This window comes from Allorhizobium undicola ORS 992 = ATCC 700741 (assembly GCF_000621665.1).
Classification (GTDB): domain Bacteria; phylum Pseudomonadota; class Alphaproteobacteria; order Rhizobiales; family Rhizobiaceae; genus Allorhizobium; species Allorhizobium undicola.
Window position 1 is genome coordinate 51,470 of the sequence record NZ_JHXQ01000001.1, and the last position, 17,850, is coordinate 69,319.

The window sequence follows — 17,850 nt, forward strand, 5'->3', positions numbered from 1 at the left end:
GACAGCATGGCCGCACCCGTTTCCGATGCCGCTTTTTCCCAACTCCTCGCGCAGGCCCATGTGGCGGGCGGGGCGGGGCTTGCCGCCTGGCTTCCCGTGCTGCCGGTGGCGCTTGGCCTTGGCGGCGGCGCGGTGCTGATGATGCAGCGCCGCCACCCGGCCCGCCACCCCGCCATTGCCCTGCCGCTCCTGGGGCTGATGGCCTTCCTGCATCTGGCGCTTCTCGTGCATGTTCAGGCGGGCGGCCCGATCACGGTGATGATGGGCAGCTGGAAGCCGCCCTTCGGCATTGCCTTCACCGCCGATCTCACCGGGGCAAGTTTCGCGCTGGCCGCCTCGCTGGTGGGGCTTGCCTGCGGTATTTACGGGCTGGACGACATCAACACATCCGGGCGGCGCTATGGCTTCTATCCCTTTCTGCTGGTGATGATGGGGGCAGCATCGGGCGCCTTCCTCACCGGCGATGTGTTCAACCTTTATGTCTGGTTCGAGGTGCTGCTCATCTCCTCTTTCGGAATGCTCATTCTGGGGTCGGAGCGCGAGCAGATCGATGGCGCGCTGAAATATGCGGTGCTGAACCTCATCGCCACCACGCTGTTTCTCATCACGGTGGGCTTTCTCTATGGCGTGTTCGGCACGCTCAACATGGCAGACCTTGCCATCAAGCTGAACGGCGCGGCCGAAACCGCGCCGGTGCTGACGCTGGCCACGCTGTTCACGCTGGCCTTCTGCATGAAGGCGGCGGCCTTTCCGGTGAATTTCTGGTTGCCTGCCTCCTATCACACGCCGCGCATCGTGGTATCGGCCCTGTTTGCCGCGCTCTTGACCAAGGTCGGGGCCTATAGCCTCATTCGCGTCGTCGTCATGCTCATGCCGCTGGAGCGGGAGGAGCTGAGCCTGCTTCTGGCCGCCATGGCCGCAGCCACCATGGTTCTGGGCGCGCTGGGGGCGCTTGCGCAAACCGATCTTCGCCGCCTTCTGGGCTTCATCGTCATTTCCGGCATTGGTTCTGTGCTGGCGGGCATTGCCATCGGGGCGGAACAGGGGCTGGGCGCTGCACTGTTTTATGCCCTCCACTCCATCCTGTTAATGGCAGCGCTCTATCTCGTCATCGGTCAGGCGGGGCGGCTTGGCGGCAGCTTCCAGCTCACCAGCCTTGCCGGGCTTTACAAGAAAGCGCCTGCTTTCGCGCTGGTCTCGCTCATTCTTTTTCTGGCCGCCAGCGGCCTGCCGCCCTTTTCCGGCTTCTGGCCCAAGGTCATGCTGCTGAAGGCGGCGCTCGATATTGGCGCATGGTGGCTGGCGGCGGCCATTCTCGCATCCGGCTTTGTCACCACCATCGCGCTTGCGCGGGTGTTTCTGCTGGCCTATTGGCGCGGCGAGGGTGAAATTTCATCCGCAGACGCGGGGGCAGATGCAGATGCCGGCCACGGTCCGCAGGGCGAGCGCATTTTCCGCCCCTCGCGCGGGGCCATGGTGCCGGTGCTGATGCTGACGCTGCCGGTTGTGTGGTTCGGGCTGTTCCCGGAAAGCCTGATCGGCCTCACCCAGACGGCGGCGGCGGGGCTGATCGATCCTGCCGCCTATATCGGCTCGGTTTTTCCGCAGGGGGAGCGCTGATGGGGCTGTTGCTGGTCAATCTGCTGCTGGCCTTTGTCTGGGTTGCCCTCAGCGGCAGCGCCACGGTGCATAACCTTCTGTTCGGCTTCCTGCTATCGCTGCTGGTGGTGGGGGTGCTGCGCGAACAGGTCGGCGGCGTCACCTATCTGACGCGGGCCAGACGGTTGTTTTCGCTGCTTGGCCTGTTTTTATGGGAATTGATGAAATCCGCCTTCCGGGTCACGGCGCTGGTCCTGTCGCCAAGGCTTGCCATCCGGCCCGGAATCCTGGCCTATCGGCTGACGGTGACGCGCGATTTCGAGATCGCGCTTCTGGCCAATCTCATCACGCTCACCCCCGGCACGCTGTCGGTCGATGTCTCGGACGACCGCAAGACCCTCTATATTCACGCACTGGATTGCTCCGACCCGGATGCCACACGGCGCGAGATTGCCGAAGGTTTCGAGCGCAAGATCAGGGAGACCTTTGCATGAGCCTGGAACAAAGCCTTGTGCAGGGCGCGGCCAATATCGGCCTTGTGCTTCTGGCGCTGGCCTTTCTGGCCACCGTCTACCGCGTCATGCGCGGGCCGACCCTGCCGGACCGGGTGCTGGCGCTGGACATGCTGGTGGGCATCGTGCTGGGCTTTATCGCGGTGTTCGTCATCCGCTCCGGCTATACGCTCTATATCGACATTGCCATATCGCTTGGGCTGGTGGGATTTCTGACGACCGTGGCTTTTGCCCGTTTCATTCTGATACGCGGGGTGATTGGCGAAAGTCCCGAAACAGAACCCGCGCTGGCCGCTTCACGGGCACAATTAGCTGTGGAAAAGATCAGGCAGGAAAAGCGGCAGAAGCGGCCCGGCAAATGGCGCGACTTGTCCCGAAAGGAGACGGAGTGATGCAATTGGCCATCGCAATCTTAACGTCTGTGCTGATTTTGGCCGGGTCTTTCTTCGCGCTGGTCGCCGCCATCGGCATCAACAGATTGCCGGATCTGTTTACGCGAATGCACGCCGCGTCCAAGGCTGGAACAGTAGGATCAGGGCTTTTACTGCTGGCTCTGGGCATAAATTCGGGTGAATTACCGGTTTTTGCCAAGGCATTGGCCGGGATTTTCTTCTTTTTCCTCACCGCTCCACTGTCTGCGCATCTGCTTGCACGCGCTGCCCATGCCGTTGGCTATCCTCTGGCGGCAGCCTCGGTTCTCGATGAAATGCAGGCATCCGCCGAGGGGCAAAAGAAGGATACAGTTAATAAACCGTGAATGAATGTCACGATGAAGTATCCGGGAGCAGAATCATATTCATATTTTGCCCGCCATGGCATTTTTCCTCGTGCGCATTGCAAATAAATTGTTGCTGGACATTTGTTGCTGCCTGAGTAATTCATGTAAAAAGTTGTTCCGAACGCATCGAAGCAGTATCCATGAGGCTGATCCAGGCCTGTGCAGCACCTTGAAAATGGCTCGGCGGTTGCGATTTAGCGCTCGCAAAAGTGCGCTTGGCGTGGCCTCTGGCAGTTTTGTTCCGGCGCGGCAAGTAAAACACCTGCCTGGACATGCATTCGGTCATATGGCGCGGGGGATTTCCAAGAGGCCTTTATCCGGCCTCCAATGTTGACGGTGGATGGCGATTGACCGGCAGCAGGCAGACAAACAGGAGAATGAAATGAACGAAACGACATTCGCAGCGGTTGAGCAGGATCTTCTCGTGGAACTCACGGCGGATATTGTCGCCGCCTATGTCAGCAATCATGTTGTGCCGATCGGGGACATTCCCCATCTCATTTCCGACGTCCATTCAGCGCTTGCCAATACGTCCGCGCCGATTGTTTCCGCCCCGGTCGCGGAAAAGCAGAAGCCGGCCGTGGCCGTGCGCAAATCCATTCAGGGCGAACAGATCATCTGCCTGGAATGCGGCGGATCCTTCAAGTCGCTGAAGCGCCACCTGATGACCCATCACAATCTCGGCCCGGAAGAATATCGCGAAAAGTGGGACCTGCCCGCCGATTATCCCATGGTTGCCCCGGCCTATGCCGAAGCCCGTTCGCGGCTGGCAAAGGAAATGGGTCTTGGCCAGCGCCGCCGTCGCGGTGGCAAGTGATACAATAAGCCGCAAGGCGCGTTTTCAGAAAGGCCGGGCGAATGCCCGGCTTTCTTGTTTCTGACGGCAGCTTTCCGGCAGGCCTGTCAAAACGGCACGGTTTGCCTGGCGAATGCAAGGGTTCGCCGGATTTTCTCAGGACGGATGATATTCCGGGGTATATTTTCCCGTCAGTGCCGGCGCGCCGATCAGCCGCGGCTCTTCGCGAATATAGCGAACGCCGGTGAAAAGCAGGATGCGGGCCTCGTCGCTTTTCTTTTGGCCTTCGAAACTGCTGGTTTTGCCGGAGCGTTGCCCCAGACGGTCCATGATCCTTACAATGTCAGCCATGCGCCTCTCCAGAATGTGTCCGAGACGGATGAAGCAAAGGATTTCACCCTACCCCTTGTGGGGGCTAACGCGATCCGCCGGGGTTTGTTGCGTGGCCGGCGGGCATTTGCGTCTTTCTCACGGTTGCTTCCATTGCAGCCAAAGGTTTGCTGCGTCGGGATTGCATCCAATGATAGTTTATTTCATCAGATTGTTCTTATTAAACACTATCCATGGTTAACAGCCTGCTAACGATTTTCGGTTATCTTGAAGAATATGTACCGCGTTGATGCATTCCGTGCCTGTACCAAAAGGTGCCCCATGCCCCAACGCCCTGTTTTTCAAGCGTGTTCGGCAAGGCCCCTTCCGGGATCGGGCAGAACATGGAGTGGGACGGAAATGTCGTGGACCATCAATTTCGAGCGCTGGAAAATCCAAGAGTCGGCCGGAAAAAGGATGTTGTCCTGATGGCGACCGTTTCAAGTTTCGAAAGCCTGGATCATCCGGCAAAAACCGATCTGAAGCAGTTTTCCCTGCTGTTCCAGCCGCTGTTTCAGGCCTCCACGCAGGAGGCCCGGCGAGAGGCGGTGGCAGCACTTTCGCAATCGCGCCATGTGCCGGTGCCGGTGGCGCTATTCATCGCCAGCCAGCCGCTGGCGGTTGCCGCGCCATTTCTGGTGTCCTCTCCCTGCCTTTCCGATGAGCTTTTGATTACCATTGCCCGCAGTCAGGGTCGGGATCATGCCCATGCCATCATGCAGCGGGAAAACCTTTCCGCTACGGTTATCGATGCGCTGGTGGGCTTGCGCTATGCCATGCCCGTTGGAGCTGAGTTCGCAAACCGGCAGCAGCCAGCCGATACGGCGCTGTCCGAGGGTGTGGCGCTGGACATGACCGATCTGCCGGATCGTCCGGCATTGCCGCGCCGCTCCGCCCAAGGGCAGGCAAAGTCGAGGCCGCAGCCGCAGACCGCCGCGGCGGCACCCGCGCCCGCGCCGGATGATGGCGCCCGGCTGAGCCGTGAGCGCGAGGAGCGGTTGCGCCAGACCATCAAGGCGCTGGACCGTCACCTCAACCGTCCCGATCACGATCGTCTGGGGGCCAGGGCGTTGAGCGAGACGCAGGCAGCGCTTCTTGTGCGGTTTGCCCGTGCCCGTGAGGCGGATCATTTCGCCACCACGCTTGCCGATGCGCTCACCTCCAGCCGTTGGCTGGTGGAGCGCATCATGCTGGATATGTCCGGGCGGCAACTGGCCACGGCCCTGATGGGCCTTGCCATGGATATTGCCGACATCATCTTTATTCTCACCGGCTTTTTCCCGGATCTGGCGCAGATGGAAAATGGCGAGCCCGGCATTGCCCGCCTGCTGGCGTCGATGAATGGCGGTGATTGCGAGGCCCGGCTGGAAGCCTGGCTGCGCGCCGATGCCTATACCTATGAAACCGGAAACAGCGAAGCCCTTACCTCCGCAAGAGGCAGCGCTGCGGAAAAAACCAGGTCTTCCGGCAAGCGCTAGAGCGGTTCATTGTTTCACGGAAACCACAGGACAGGACGCTACGGTTTAGCGTGTGGTTTACCCCCCTCTGTCCTGCCGGACATCTCCCCCTCAAGGGGGGAGATCGGCAAGATCAAGGCCCTGCCTACGTTCTTGAGAAAGGTCGTCATCACAAATAGTCTTTGAAGAATGGCGCTTTGTCCGTATTGCAATAGCCCTGCCCTTGAGGGGGAGATGCCTGGCAAGGCAGAGGGGGGTGGGCCACGCCAAACTCCTCAGCGTCGTATACTGTGCACGGAAACATTGAACCGCTCTAACTATTTGTTTTTACGCATTTTCAGGCGGAAAACCGGCTTCCACTTTTCCTGAAAATGCTCTAGATCAAACCAGCGTCAGCAGGTCGTCCAGCCGGTCGGTCTCGATTTCCACCAGCCAGAGATCCGGATCGAAACGGACTTCCCGCTCCATCAGGGCTTCCAAAGCCTGCGGCTCGGCACGGTCCAGCCGCAATTCAAAGCGGCGGCTTGCCGCGCCCTCGTCATCCACAAGGCTCTGCGGGGCGGGGCCATACAGCGTTTCCAGCCCGTCGCGAAAGCGCTGACGAATGAAGATCGCCCCGGCTTCTTCCATCCCGCGCCGCTCGATGGCCGCAAAGCCGCCTTCGCCAAAAACCCGGCGCATCAGGGCCGAGACAAACATATCGCTGCGAAGCCGCATCAAACCTCCGGTAAGGGGATTTTCCTGAAAATGTGGATGGTGTTTTGCATTCGCAACTTCGAAAAACAACGGCTCTTGTCCGCTGGACGGTGGGGTCAAAGTGCGCCGATGGATTTGAGCTTGGCCAGAACCGCGGCATCCGGCTCTCCGGTTTCGGCCATGCGGTAATGCCGCTGGAAATGGCGAATGGCGGCGCGGGTCTGGTCGCCTGCCACGCCATCGACGTTGACATTGGCATAGGCAATGTTCACCAGACCGCGCTGAATATCCATGACAAGGCCCGTCTGGCCCATGGCGCCGCTGGCGGCAATGGCGGCAGGCGGGGCCGGGGCGGCAGGAGAGGGTGAAGAGGCTTTGGTTTTCTGGGTGGAAAGCCTGGCCGGTTGCGGCGCGGTGACGAGATTGCGTTCGGCGCTGCGAATGGCGGCTGCCACCGGGTCAATGGGTTTTTCATCGGCCGTGGCGGGCAGGGGCCGTTCCGCCGGGGTGACAGCCGCCGGTGTTATATGGGCGGTCTGCTGGCCGGGGGCTTGCGTCTTCGGGACGGTTGCTGCGGCAAGGGATGCGGCATCCGGCACTGGCGCAGAGGCGTGCACTGGCTGTGGCGTGGCTGTGCTATTGCCTGCTGCAATGGCGGCGGCCACCTCATCTTCCGGCGCGCTGGCGGCGGTTTCGCGCTGGATGCGGAAGGTGGTCACGTCGTTCGGGTCGGGCCGAGTCATATGGGCGCGGTTCAGGCCGAGGAGAGCGGTGAAATTATGCGGATCGCGGGTGCGCAGAAAGGGCGAGGGGTGTTGGCCCGGCTGATACCAGAAGGCATTGGCGGAGACGAAACCGAAGACGATCAGAAAAGCAGAAGCGCCACCCACGGTCAGCGGGTAGCGCCGAACAATTCCGCCAAGCGCGGAACCGGCCAGAACAAGAAGTCCCGGCGCCTTGCGGGCGGGCTTCCTTTCAGGCGATTTTCGCTTTCGCGTCGTCATTCAACCCTTCCAGTTCCACCTGCGCCTCAGGCAGATTGACCTGCAAGCGTGGCGGAAATTCGATGCGGCGGTGATCTTCCAGATTTTCCACACGATTTGCGCCGGAACCGTCCAGCGGCAGAATAATGGTTGCAACAGTGCCTTCGCCCTGCCGGCTTTCAAGCGTGAAGCGGCCGCCATGCAGCGCCACCAGCCCCTTGACCAGCGACAGGCCAAGACCGACACCCTCATGCCGGCGGGAATGGCCGCCATCTGCCTGCGTAAAGGGTTGGCCAAGCTGGCCAATCTTGTCGGCGGCAATACCAATGCCGGTATCGCTGACAGAAATCGTCACGTCACGGCCCGATCGTGCCGCATCTATGGTGACAACGCCACCCGCTTCGGTGAATTTAATGGCGTTGCCAACAAGATTGATGAGGATCTGGCTGAGCGCGCGCGGATCGGCGGTAATCTCGCCCAGCTCCCGCGGCAGGCGGTTGGTCAGCGCCACGCCTTTTTCACGCGCCTGAAGGCTCAGCATCTTTTCGCAATCCAGCACGGTTTGCGCCAGCGGAAAGGCCTCGACGATCAGCTCGTAGCGGCCTGCCTCGATGCGGCACATGTCCAGCATGGTGTTGACCACAGAGAGAAGATGCCCGCCGGACTGGCGGATCAGGCGCACATATTCGCGGTGGCGTTCATTTTCCATCCGGCCAAAGAGATCGCTGCCGAGAATGTCGGAAAAGCCGAGAATGGCATTGAGCGGCGTGCGCAATTCATGGCTGACCGCCGCCAGAAAACGGGATTTCGCCTCATGCGCGTCCTGCACCTGCACTTCAAGCCGGGCCAGCGTTTCGGCCAGTTCCTGCTCGCGGCTGCGGTCCAGCATCTGTGCGAAAAAGCCGGTCAAAGCGCCATCGCCATCCCGCTCCGCGCTGATGTCCAGCTCCACATGCAACAGGGTGCGATCGGCGGCATCGGCCTGCGGCCGGCCAAGGCGCAGCGCCAGCCGGGTGTGCTGATGGCCCTGACGCAGTTCATCCAGCGCGCGTCCGAAGTCGATCCGGTCGGTAACATGCACCTGCTCGATGAAGGGGCGGCCTGCCGGTTCGCGCAGGAAAGGCATGAACAGCCCGCTATCGCGCCCGCCCAGCGAAACCACGCGGCCATGCGTATCGAGCTGCACGACAAGGCCGGGAAGAAGCCAGCTCCGGTCTATAGCCGCCGGCATCTCCACCGTTGCGGGCTCCAGCAGACGCATGAGCGAAAGGCCCGCCATCATGGCCAGCAAGGCCAGCCCACCCACCAGCGCCACGCCCAGCGGCAGGGCAAGGGCAGGGCTCATGAAGGCGGTCATTGCAATTGGGAGTAGCAGCAAGGCGGGAAGGGCTGCCGAAAGCGTCGCCTTCACGACGCGCAGCTCACCTTCGGCAGGATGCGCGGACGCGCCCAGCACCGTCAGCATCAGACGGGCGGCGGGGGCCAGCAGGGCATCTGCCCGATCAGCGATTTTGCTCAATACCTTCACGCCATGTCTTCCGCGAAGCGGTCCTCTTTGCATGGCCAACCATAGGGGGGTGCGCCTTAAGGAAAGGATAAAGCAAAAGCCCGCAAAGCCCCCGAAAATGGTTGTGATGCGCCAATTCGAGACAAGGCAAGTCAACTTTCAAAAACATGGTTAACGGCGCGTAAGCGACGGATTTTGCGTGATATTCTTCCAGACGTTAACCATTGTGACGGCGCTTGGGGTCTCAAAGCCTTGAACTGCGGGGTGGCTGCCGCAATTATCCTTAACCGGGTCGCTCGAATTCGACTATAATATGATGGGTCAGCCGTAATTCCTTAGAATTTGATTTAATTTCGACGAAAATGCCGCCTAACATTTCAAATCGATATTTGACCGGCACGGCTAGAGTGCCACTTCGGATCGGCTGCTTGGCCGGCGGCAACGGGCAGGGGCCTGTTGCGAATCGAGACGGATGACACCGCATGTGGTTTCTGATCAAGGGCACGTTCTGGTTTACGCTGGTGCTGGTGGTCCTGTCCTATATGGGCAGCCCCGAGGGCGAAAATTCCGCCGCAACGCCCTCTTTCGACATGGCAAATGCGATCGTTGCCGTCACCGGCGCCTATGATTACGCCCGCGGCCTGTGCGAGGAAAAGCCCGATGTCTGCGAAAAGGGCAGCCAGACCCTCCACGCCATCGGTGTGCGGGCGCGGGAAGGTGCGCTGGTCGCTTATCAGTTTCTTAACCGTCAGTTCGGCGAGGGCGAGGCACCCGCCCCCATCGCCACGCCTCCCGCCGCCGCCCGCCATCCCCGTGAAGACGCCGCAGCCCCGCACGGCATTGCGCAACAGGGCCTGACGCAGCAGGAAACCTCCGATGCGCTGCTGACCGGCTCCACCGCCTCCGGCCCCATGGTCATCTCCATCCCCAAGCCCAAGCCAAAGCCCGCGGGCTGAGCCGAAAACCGCTTCACACTTTTCGGGATGCGAGGCTTTTGGCCGCGCATCTTGTCCGAAAACCGCTTCACACTTTTCGGGATGCGAGGCTTTTAGCCGCGCATCTTGTCCGAAAACCGCTTCACACTTTTCGGGATGCGCTCTATATCCACACCATCATCAAAACCCACGGAGCCTCAGACCCGCATGACCTCCATTGACCGGATCATGGAAGATTTTGCCTTTCTCGACGATTGGGAAGATCGCTACCGCTATGTGATCGAGCTTGGCAAGGCGCTGCCGGAACTGGCCGAGGATAAGCGCAGCGCCGAAAACAAGGTGCGCGGCTGCGCAAGCCAGGTGTGGCTTGTGACCCATGCGGGCGAGGGGCAGGACCCGGTGCTGACCTTCGAGGGTGATTCCGATGCGCATATCGTGCGCGGTCTCGTGGCGATCGTGCTGGCGGCCTATTCCGGCAAGCCCGCCTCCGAGGTGGCCGCTCTCGATGCGCTGGAACTGTTCGGCAAGCTTGGCCTGATGGAGCATCTCTCCTCGCAGCGCGCCAACGGTCTTCGCTCCATGGTGGAGCGCATTCGCGCAGAGGCGAAGGCCCACGGGGCATAAGCATTTCAGGAAAAGTGGGCACCGGTTTTCCGCCCGGAAATGCGAAGAAAAAAGCATTTCAGGAAAAGTGGGCACCGGTTTTCCGCCCGGAAATGCGGATAAAAAATCATTTCAGGAAAAGTGGCGCCGATGGCCGGTCATTGCCCAACCACCGGTTCCTGGTCAATCCTTGCTGAGCGCTGCGACCGGATCAAGCCTTGAGGCGTTGCGGGCGGGCATGAAGCCGAAGACGAGGCCGATGAGGCAGGAGCAGGTGAAAGCCGCCACCATCGACGTTGTGGAATAGATGAGCCGGAAATCCGACTGCGCCAGCGAAAACACATAGCCGAAACCAAGCGCCAGACCGATGCCGAGCGTACCGCCGAGCAGGCAGACGAGCACGGCTTCGATCAGAAATTGCTGGAGAATATCCTGCCGCCTTGCGCCCACGGCCATGCGCACGCCGATTTCACCGACCCGTTCGGAGACCGATACCAGCATGATATTCATGACGCCAATGCCGCCGACCACCAGCGAAATCACCGCGATGGCCGCCACCAGCAGGGTCAGCGTCTGGGTGGTGGCGAGAATGGTCTGGCGAATGTCGTCGGTGTTGAGAATGAAGAAGTCCTTTTCCCCGTGCCGCTTGGTGAGAAAGGCCGTGACGGCCTCCTGGGCCACGCTGGTATCGACGCTGTCGGCCACGCGCACGGTGATGGAGCGTAGCGACATGCTGCCCAGAAAGCGTGATTGCACGCTGGTATAGGGCAGATAGGCCGAAAGGTTGGAGCTTGCGCCAAATCCGCCCTGCTGGGTGGAAATCACCCCCACGACCCGCACGGGCACGGAAACGAGAAACACCGTCTTGCCCAAGGCATCCTGTGGCTTTTCGCCAAACAGCGTCTTGGCGGTATTCTGGTCGATCACGGCATCCTGGCTGAGCGTATCGACGCTTGCGCGATCGAACAGCCGCCCGGCCAGCAGTTTGGAGCCCTTGGCGGCGAAATATTGCTCGCCCACGCCGTTCACCAGCACATTGGCCACCGTTGCGCCATAGCGCACCGTGCCGGAGGTGGAAACGGTGGGCGTGACCGCCGCAACATAGGAAAGCCTGCTCATGGCTTCCGCATCGGCCACTTTCAGCGTGGTGATGCGGCCGGAGCGCACATCGCCGAAGCTCTTGCCGGGGAAGATTTCCAGCGTATTGGTGCCGAGATTATTGATGTTGGACAGCACCTTTTCTTGCGTGCCCTGCCCAAGCGCCACCACGCAGACCACCGACGCTATGCCGATGACGATGCCCAGCATGGTCAGAAAAGTCCGGAGCCGGTGCGAGGCCAGCGATTTCATGGCCATGACCGCCGCTTCGCGCAGCCGGTCGGCCCAGGGAAAACGGTGGCGACCGGCGGGCATGGCGGCTGCCGGAGATGCGGCGGGTTTGGTCCTTGCGCTGTCGTGCGGATTGACGCGGTCGGCGACAATCTCGCCATCGGCAATTTCGATGATGCGTCCGGCGCGGGCGGCGACATTCAGATCATGCGTGACGATGATGATCGTGCGGCCTTCGGCATTCAGCTCGTCGAGAATGCGCAGCACTTCCTCGCCGCTGCTCTTGTCCAGCGCGCCGGTCGGCTCGTCGGCGAGAATGACGTCTCCGCCATTGATGAGGGCGCGTGCAATGGAAACACGCTGCTGCTGGCCGCCGGAAAGCTGGCCGGGGCGGTTGCGCAACCGCTCGCCCATGCCGAGCCTTTGCAAAAGCGCCCTGGCGCGTTCGCGCCGGGCATCTGCCGAAAGTCCGGCATAGATGGCCGGGATCTCCACATTGCCCACCGACGATAGATCGGACAAAAGATGGTAGCGCTGGAAGATAAAGCCGAAATGCTCGCGCCGCAGCGCTGAAAGCGCATCGGAATCCAGCTGGTCGGTGCGCTTGCCGCCGATCTCGTAGGTGCCGTGGCTTGGCCGGTCGAGAAGGCCCAGAATATTCATCAGCGTCGATTTTCCGGAACCGGAAGGCCCGACGATGGACACCATCTCGCCCTTCTCGATCGACAGATCGACATTCTTCAGCACGGCCACATCGTCTTCACCGGCGCGGTAGATGCGGGTAACGCCCTTCAGGTTTATGAGTGCCATGGCCTAGAGCCCCATGGGCGGCGGTCCGCCTGCCTGTCCGCTGCCGCTGGCGCGGGCCGAACCCTGGCCGATGACCACCTTGTCGCCTTCGGCAAGGCCGGAGCGGATTTCCACGCGCACGCCGTCGCTCAGGCCCACCTCCACCTCTTTCTCAGTCAGCTTGCCTTCTGCGTCCAGCACCCTCAGCGTGGCCTTGCCGTTCTTTTCGGCGCCGGAAAGGGCAGAGGCCGGGATGGTCAGCACATTCTGCACGCTGGCCAGCACGATATGGACTTCCGCCGTCATATAGGTGCGGAAACGCCGGTCGGCATTGTCCACCTCCAGCACGCCATTATAATAAATGGCCGAAGAGCTGGAGGAACTGGACGAACTGGAGGAGCTGGAGGAACTGGACGAGGTGGTCACGGCCGAATCGCTGGTGATGGATTCCGGCGCGGGCTCGATGGATTGCAGCGTCGTATCGTGCCGCTTGCCCGGATCGCCGACAATGGAGAAATAGACCGCCTGACCCGGCTTGACGCGCACCACATCGGCTTCCGAAATTTCCGCCCTGACGATCATCCGGTCGAGATCGCCGAGAATGACGATGGTCGGCGCGGACTGCGTGGCGTTGACCGTCTGGCCCTGCTGGTTCACCACGGCCAGAACCGTGCCATCCATGGGGGCGGTGATGCTGGTATAGCCCAGATTGGCTTCCGCCGTTTCCACCGCCACTTCCGCCTCGATAATCTGCGCGTCCAGCGCGTCGATGGCGGCGCGCGCCTTGTCGCGGGTGGCCTGGGCCGATTCCAGATCGGCTTGCGTGCCTGAATTGCCGGCCCGGAGATTTGCCTGCCGCGTCAGCGCCAGCTCGGCATTGACCAGCGTTGCCTGTGCTTCCACGCGCTGGGCCTTCACATCCGCCAGCGAGGCGCGGGCGGTGCGCAGACTGTTTCTCTGCGTCACGCTGTCGATTTCGGCAACCAGCGCGCCCTGGCGAATGGTGTCGCCCACCTTGACATGCACGGCCGTAATGCGCCCGGAAACCTGCGCCCCGACGGCCACCAGCCGCGAGGGCTTGAATATGCCGGTGGCCAGCACCGTTTCCTCCACATCGCCGCGAGAAACCGTTGCGGTCAAAAGATCGGCGGTATCGGCGCCGCCGGAGCGATGGGAAAGCATGTAAAGGGCCGCGCAAGCGCCAAGCACCAGAACAAACACCAGAATCAACACAGGCCGTTTCACGTCAGGTCCTTCAATTGGTCTTTCGGGCCACTTGTCTTTCGGGCCGCCCATCTTTTCTGGCGATAAGGGATTTCAAAGCGGCAAAGTCAATCATGCCAAGCATTAAATCTCGGAAAGGTTGCGGCTAGAAAACCGGGGCGTTTTATCGAAAACCCATTCAGATCGTGGGGATTGTTCTGAAAAATACTTCTGTTTCAATAAGATGGCTTTCGAGAGTGTAGGTGCGACGAAAAAGGACGGTCAGCTTCGCACAAGGTAAATTATTATAAACAATAATTATTCGGACAGGCCGCCATGTTTTGAGTCTTGCGTTACCGAGGTGAGGGCCGCCGTGCGCGGGTGGGCGAGAATGCCGCTCCAGATCAAACCGGGCCACAATGGAGACAGGCCGATGCAGGTTAGCAGCACCAGTTCAAGCACCTATTCCTACAGCACCACCAAGTCGAAAACGTCCAGCGACGCCAGCTCGCAGTTTCTGTCATTGATGGAAGACGACAGTTCTTCAAGCTCCAGCTCGACATCGGAAGACTCGGTGCTGGAAGCCCTGACCAGCGACGACAGCGAGGACGATTCCAGCAGTTCCGACAGCACCAGCACGACTTCGGACCTGGCGGCCAGCTTTGAAGCCTGGCTTGCGCAGTTCCGTGCCGGTGACACGACGGATACCGATAGCGACAGTGACAGCAGCGAGGATGAAACCTCCAGCGTCAGCGCCTCCGAGCCCCCCTCCGGTCCGCCGCCCGGCCCGCCGCCGTCCGAAGATAGCGAAGAGACCGAGACTTCCTCCACCTCGACCACGACGACGACCAGCTCTTCGACCACCAGCTCGACGGATGACAGCAGCGACGAGAGCGCGGAATCGCTGTTTTCCAGTTCCGACGACTCCTCCAGTTTCTCCTTCCTCAACAGCATGAACAACATGCTGTCGCAGCTTGAGGAAGGTATGCTGGACGGAAACTCCGTCTTTGGCGAAGAGCAGCAGCTCTAAAGCCTGATCCGACCGGAGCGAAGCGAGGATCGATAAGATCATGCTTCAAAAAGAAAGCTTTAGGGCGCCGATCTGATGAAGTCAGATCGACCGGCGTTCTAAAGCCTGATCCGACCGGAGCGAAGCGGGGATCGATAAGATCATGCTTCAAAAAGAAAGCTTCAGGGTGCTGATCTGATTCAATCAGCACAGGACACGACGCTACGGTTTTGCGTGTGGTTTACCCCCCCTCTGTCCTGCCGGACATCTCCCCCTCAAGTGGGGAGATCGGCAAGATCAAGGCCCTGCCTAAATTCCTGAAAAAGACCGTAACCACAACTATTCATCGAAGAATGGCGCTTTGTCCGTATTGCAATCTCCACCCTTGAGGGGGAGATGCCTGGCAAGGCAGAGGGGGGTAGGCCACGCCGCATTCTTCAGCGTCGTGTACTGTGATGGAGTCAGATCGACAGGCGGCATGAAAGCCGGGCTGGTCAGGTTCCTTTGGAACTGGTCGGCCTTCAGCGCATATTCGGTCGCGAAGCCTCGCCTTGGCCTCAGGCTTTCTCACCCATGAGGGGCGGGCATGGCGGGGCGGTAATCCTCCGCGCCCCAGTGGAGCGGCACGGCGGCCTTGCGGGCCTGCGGCCAGTAATGGCGGTGCAGCGACAAAAGGGCCGTGCGCAGCATGAGCTTTGCCGAGCGTGCCGGCCATTGCCGTTCCCGCTCGATGATTTCAAGCCCCTTGCCAAAGCAGCATACATCCAGCGCCACCCCGGCCAGTTCCGGGCCAAGCGCCATCAGAGCCTGGCTCACGCGCTTGCGGGCTGCAAGGGCGCTGTCATTGAGGTCGGGTCCGGCGGGGCGCTGGCCCTTGACCTTCTGCGCCAGACGCGGTTCCCAGCTGGCGGTGATGCGCGGCTGCATGTGGCCGCGTTCGAAATCCTCGGCCAGCCGTTCGCCTGCCGCCAGCGCATCGGCTGAGAAATACGCGCTGCCCGTGGCATCGCGCAGGCGCGAAAAACTTGCCAGTGGCGAATGGTCGAGATTGCGGCGCACACTCTGCGGTTCGGCTCCGGTCCGTACGATTTCCTCGGCGCGCTCGCCATGCTGCGCGGCAAATGCGTCTTCGCGGCGGGCTGCGGCGCGGCGGGCAAAGGCGTCGGCCTGCGGCGTGGCCAACAGCTCGCCGTTCATACGGGTCAAAAGCCCGTCACGCTCGGCCTTTCCAATCAGCCTTGCGTCGAATTTCCCAAGCAACCTGTCCTCTTTTGCGTCGATCACGTCAGCCATGCCATCTTCCTCTCTGATCTGCCTCGGCTTGCGACAAAGCCCAAGCAGCCTCAGCAACGCCTTCTCCGCCCCTGCGGTTCCCGTGCAATGATCAGCCATCGGCCTTCTCCGCACACAATCCCTTGAGGGTTGCCACCACGCGCTCCACACGCTGGAGAAACTGGTCCATCGCCCGGTCCTCCCGGCGATCCTCCACCACGTGGCAGGCATAGCTTACGGTGCTGCGATCATAGCCAAGGGCGCGGGCCACATCACTCTGGGGGATTCCCAGAGCCACATGGCACAGATACATGCCCATCTGCCGCGCATGGCAGCGACGCCGGCGGCTGCCGCGCCCCTCGGCCTGGGCCTCGGTCATGCCCAGCATTTCCTCGATGATTGCCAGAACGCATTGGCACAAGGCCTCCAGCTTGCCCGTGTGCCGGGGGTGCAGCACGCCATCGCCGGCGGCAATTGCGCGCCTGTCCGCCAGGCCCGGCACAATTTCAGGAATAGGCTTTTCCGTTTCACACATGTCGATTTCTCCCGATATAGGATTATATTCATAATCCCCAGCAAAGGGAAAGAGGAAAACGGAAAGGGGCGAAAATCGCCATCAATCTGAAATAATTACATATTAATGGAAAAACGGATGCCAAGGAAGGATTATTTTCCACGCCACGTTGCACCGCCGCTCTTTTTTGTGGCTCATGGCCGCTCAATTGGCAATGGGCGAGCATCCGGCCTCAGCCAGAAAGGCCTGAACGGCGGGCAGTTGGCTTTGCTGCGGGGCAAGTGCGCGCAGCACCGCATAGCCACGGGCCTGCGGCATTTCCATGAGCACGGTCTGCCCTGCCAGTTCCGGCTGGCTGGCGCGCAGCCCGGCGATCTGGGCGGCGGTGCCGAGAATGACATCGAGACGGCCTTCCACGGCGGTTGCGTCATTCATGCTGTAGACTTCGTTGGCGGCTGCGTCGAACACGCCAACCGACCAGAAGGTCACATCCCCCTGGGCTGTCAGTTGCACCGGATTGAGCGAGACATCGAAGGCGCAGACGGCGGTGTGCAGAAAGGGGTCGTTCTGCGCCAGCCCTGCGGCGTCCGCCGTGAGGCCGAGCGTGTGGAAACGGTGCGCGCTGCCTTCGCGGGTAATGCGGGCATAGGCATCCTTGCCGGTAAAATGCGGCAGCGCCAGAATGATGACGATGTGGAGAACCGCCGCCCCCACAAGTCCCAGAAGCAGGGCAAGGGCAAGGTTGAAGAACGGCTTTTCCCGCGGCACGGGCGGGCGAAGGGATGCGGATTTTTTCCCGGATTTTCGGGCTCTAATCATCGCCGCACCCGATTTTTGCCAGTTTGGGCATGGATACATCCACCAACCCGGAATTGCCTGCCGCAGGCGTATCCAGAAGCGTCAGCGTCAGCATGAAAGCACGGGGCGAAGCGGGCAGGGCCAGCCAGTTGCCCGGTTCGGCGCGGGCGGAAATAGTCACGGTCAGGCCGCCGGATTGGTGTTTTTGCGCAATCACCGAATTCAGCGCGCCGGGAAGGCCTTCTGCCACGGCAAGCGCGGCGGCATCGCTATCGGCGGCATAAAGCGTCCAGAACCGCGCCGGCGGCAGGCTTCCCTCCATGCGGTAGCGGCAGGCTGTGGTCAGCTCTTCGCCGCGATCGTCGGTGGTGGCAATGAAGGTCAGGCCTTCGGCAGAGCCCATCAGCAGGCGTCCGGCGCGCGCCCGGTGCGAGCGCGCATAAGGATCGGCCTCAGCCGTCTGCGCCTGCGGAAACGCCCGCCAGCTTCCAATGCTGATTTCGCCAAATCCCACCGTGGCATTCAGCGCCACCAGCGTGGACTGGATGCCGAGCCCGAAGGCGACCAGAAGCGCCACGGCGACAAGAATGGGAACCCGGAACACGCGCTGATTCGACCCTGTTGCGTATGCTTCCTGCCTAACAGCAAAAGCATGGCATGGAAATGGCGGGAGCCGGAAGGGGGCAGCACTGAATGCGCAC

19 protein-coding genes are annotated in these 17,850 nt (G+C 61.1%); 9 read left to right on the forward strand and 10 right to left on the reverse strand.

Features of this window, described 5'->3' with window-relative positions; translation table 11 throughout:
* The first annotated feature begins 6 nt into the window (after window positions 1-6).
* The 5 genes from T424_RS0100260 (at window position 7) to T424_RS0100280 (ending at window position 3,706) form a co-directional block, all read left to right on the forward strand.
* Window positions 7-1,620, forward strand: a complete 1,614-nt coding sequence (locus tag T424_RS0100260) for a Na+/H+ antiporter subunit D (RefSeq protein WP_027485938.1) — start codon at window positions 7-9, stop codon at window positions 1,618-1,620.
* A complete protein-coding gene (locus T424_RS0100265; RefSeq protein ID WP_027485939.1) occupies window positions 1,620-2,093 on the forward strand; it encodes a Na+/H+ antiporter subunit E in 474 nt (157 codons plus the stop codon). The genes T424_RS0100260 and T424_RS0100265 overlap by 1 nt, the downstream gene beginning before the upstream one ends.
* Entirely contained in the window at window positions 2,090-2,503 is a 414-nt protein-coding gene (locus T424_RS0100270; protein ID WP_027485940.1) for a cation:proton antiporter, read from the forward strand. Before T424_RS0100265 ends, T424_RS0100270 begins: the two co-directional genes overlap by 4 nt.
* Entirely contained in the window at window positions 2,500-2,868 is a 369-nt protein-coding gene (mnhG, locus tag T424_RS19835; protein WP_051558699.1) for a monovalent cation/H(+) antiporter subunit G, read from the forward strand. The genes T424_RS0100270 and mnhG overlap by 4 nt, the downstream gene beginning before the upstream one ends.
* A gap of 403 nt (window positions 2,869-3,271) precedes the next feature.
* Window positions 3,272-3,706 (forward strand): MucR family transcriptional regulator, encoded by a 435-nt coding sequence (locus tag T424_RS0100280; RefSeq protein WP_027485941.1) that lies wholly within the window; start codon window positions 3,272-3,274, stop codon window positions 3,704-3,706.
* A gap of 135 nt (window positions 3,707-3,841) precedes the next feature.
* On the opposite strand, the gene T424_RS0100285 is transcribed toward T424_RS0100280, so the two are convergent.
* Window positions 3,842-4,036, reverse strand: coding sequence for a hypothetical protein (locus tag T424_RS0100285; RefSeq protein WP_027485942.1), 195 nt, complete (start codon window positions 4,034-4,036; stop codon window positions 3,842-3,844).
* Window positions 4,037-4,482: 446 nt separating this feature from the next.
* Here T424_RS0100285 and T424_RS19840 point away from each other — a divergent pair, with 446 nt between their 5' ends.
* Window positions 4,483-5,532: a DUF2336 domain-containing protein gene (locus T424_RS19840; RefSeq protein ID WP_051558723.1), complete on the forward strand. Its 1,050-nt coding sequence runs from the start codon at window positions 4,483-4,485 to the stop codon at window positions 5,530-5,532.
* Window positions 5,533-5,892: 360 nt separating this feature from the next.
* Here T424_RS19840 and T424_RS0100300 read toward each other — a convergent pair whose 3' ends face one another.
* The 3 genes from T424_RS0100300 to T424_RS0100310 all read right to left on the reverse strand — a co-directional run bounded on the left by T424_RS0100300 (window position 5,893) and on the right by T424_RS0100310 (window position 8,751).
* On the reverse strand, window positions 5,893-6,228 hold the full coding sequence (locus T424_RS0100300; RefSeq protein WP_027485943.1) for a DUF1491 family protein: 336 nt from the start codon (window positions 6,226-6,228) through the stop codon (window positions 5,893-5,895).
* A gap of 95 nt (window positions 6,229-6,323) precedes the next feature.
* Entirely contained in the window at window positions 6,324-7,211 is an 888-nt protein-coding gene (locus tag T424_RS0100305; RefSeq protein ID WP_027485944.1) for a peptidoglycan-binding domain-containing protein, read from the reverse strand.
* Entirely contained in the window at window positions 7,183-8,751 is a 1,569-nt protein-coding gene (locus T424_RS0100310; RefSeq protein ID WP_027485945.1) for a sensor histidine kinase, read from the reverse strand. Before T424_RS0100310 ends, T424_RS0100305 begins: the two co-directional genes overlap by 29 nt.
* 428 nt (window positions 8,752-9,179) lie before the next feature.
* On the opposite strand from T424_RS0100310, the gene T424_RS0100315 reads away from it, so the two are divergent.
* Window positions 9,180-9,653: a DUF5330 domain-containing protein gene (locus T424_RS0100315; RefSeq protein WP_027485946.1), complete on the forward strand. Its 474-nt coding sequence runs from the start codon at window positions 9,180-9,182 to the stop codon at window positions 9,651-9,653.
* Window positions 9,654-9,839: 186 nt separating this feature from the next.
* Window positions 9,840-10,256 (forward strand): SufE family protein, encoded by a 417-nt coding sequence (locus T424_RS0100320; protein ID WP_027485947.1) that lies wholly within the window; start codon window positions 9,840-9,842, stop codon window positions 10,254-10,256.
* A gap of 162 nt (window positions 10,257-10,418) precedes the next feature.
* Here the strand turns inward: T424_RS0100320 and T424_RS0100330 are convergent, their stop codons facing one another.
* Window positions 10,419-12,374: a MacB family efflux pump subunit gene (locus tag T424_RS0100330; RefSeq protein WP_027485948.1), complete on the reverse strand. Its 1,956-nt coding sequence runs from the start codon at window positions 12,372-12,374 to the stop codon at window positions 10,419-10,421.
* A gap of 3 nt (window positions 12,375-12,377) precedes the next feature.
* The gene (locus T424_RS0100335) at window positions 12,378-13,535 is read right to left on the reverse strand and encodes an efflux RND transporter periplasmic adaptor subunit (protein ID WP_154664768.1); all 1,158 of its coding nucleotides are present in this window, start codon (window positions 13,533-13,535) and stop codon (window positions 12,378-12,380) included.
* 454 nt (window positions 13,536-13,989) lie between these two features.
* Between T424_RS0100335 and T424_RS0100340 the strand changes: the two genes are divergently transcribed.
* The gene (locus T424_RS0100340) at window positions 13,990-14,586 is read left to right on the forward strand and encodes a hypothetical protein (protein WP_037066196.1); all 597 of its coding nucleotides are present in this window, start codon (window positions 13,990-13,992) and stop codon (window positions 14,584-14,586) included.
* A 546-nt stretch (window positions 14,587-15,132) separates the two neighbouring features.
* Here T424_RS0100340 and T424_RS19845 read toward each other — a convergent pair.
* From T424_RS19845 to T424_RS0100360, 4 genes are all read right to left on the reverse strand, one after another.
* Window positions 15,133-15,957 carry a DUF6456 domain-containing protein gene (locus T424_RS19845; RefSeq protein WP_037066199.1) on the reverse strand — a complete coding sequence of 275 codons (825 nt, stop codon included), beginning with the start codon at window positions 15,955-15,957 and terminating at the stop codon, window positions 15,133-15,135.
* Window positions 15,950-16,372: a helix-turn-helix domain-containing protein gene (locus T424_RS19850; RefSeq protein WP_154664751.1), complete on the reverse strand. Its 423-nt coding sequence runs from the start codon at window positions 16,370-16,372 to the stop codon at window positions 15,950-15,952. The genes T424_RS19845 and T424_RS19850 overlap by 8 nt, the downstream gene beginning before the upstream one ends.
* Window positions 16,373-16,555: 183 nt before the next feature.
* A complete protein-coding gene (locus T424_RS0100355) occupies window positions 16,556-17,170 on the reverse strand; it encodes a DUF1254 domain-containing protein (protein WP_245269370.1) in 615 nt (204 codons plus the stop codon).
* Window positions 17,163-17,753: a DUF1214 domain-containing protein gene (locus tag T424_RS0100360; protein WP_027485952.1), complete on the reverse strand. Its 591-nt coding sequence runs from the start codon at window positions 17,751-17,753 to the stop codon at window positions 17,163-17,165. Before T424_RS0100360 ends, T424_RS0100355 begins: the two co-directional genes overlap by 8 nt.
* Between the last annotated feature and the right edge of the window lie 97 nt (window positions 17,754-17,850).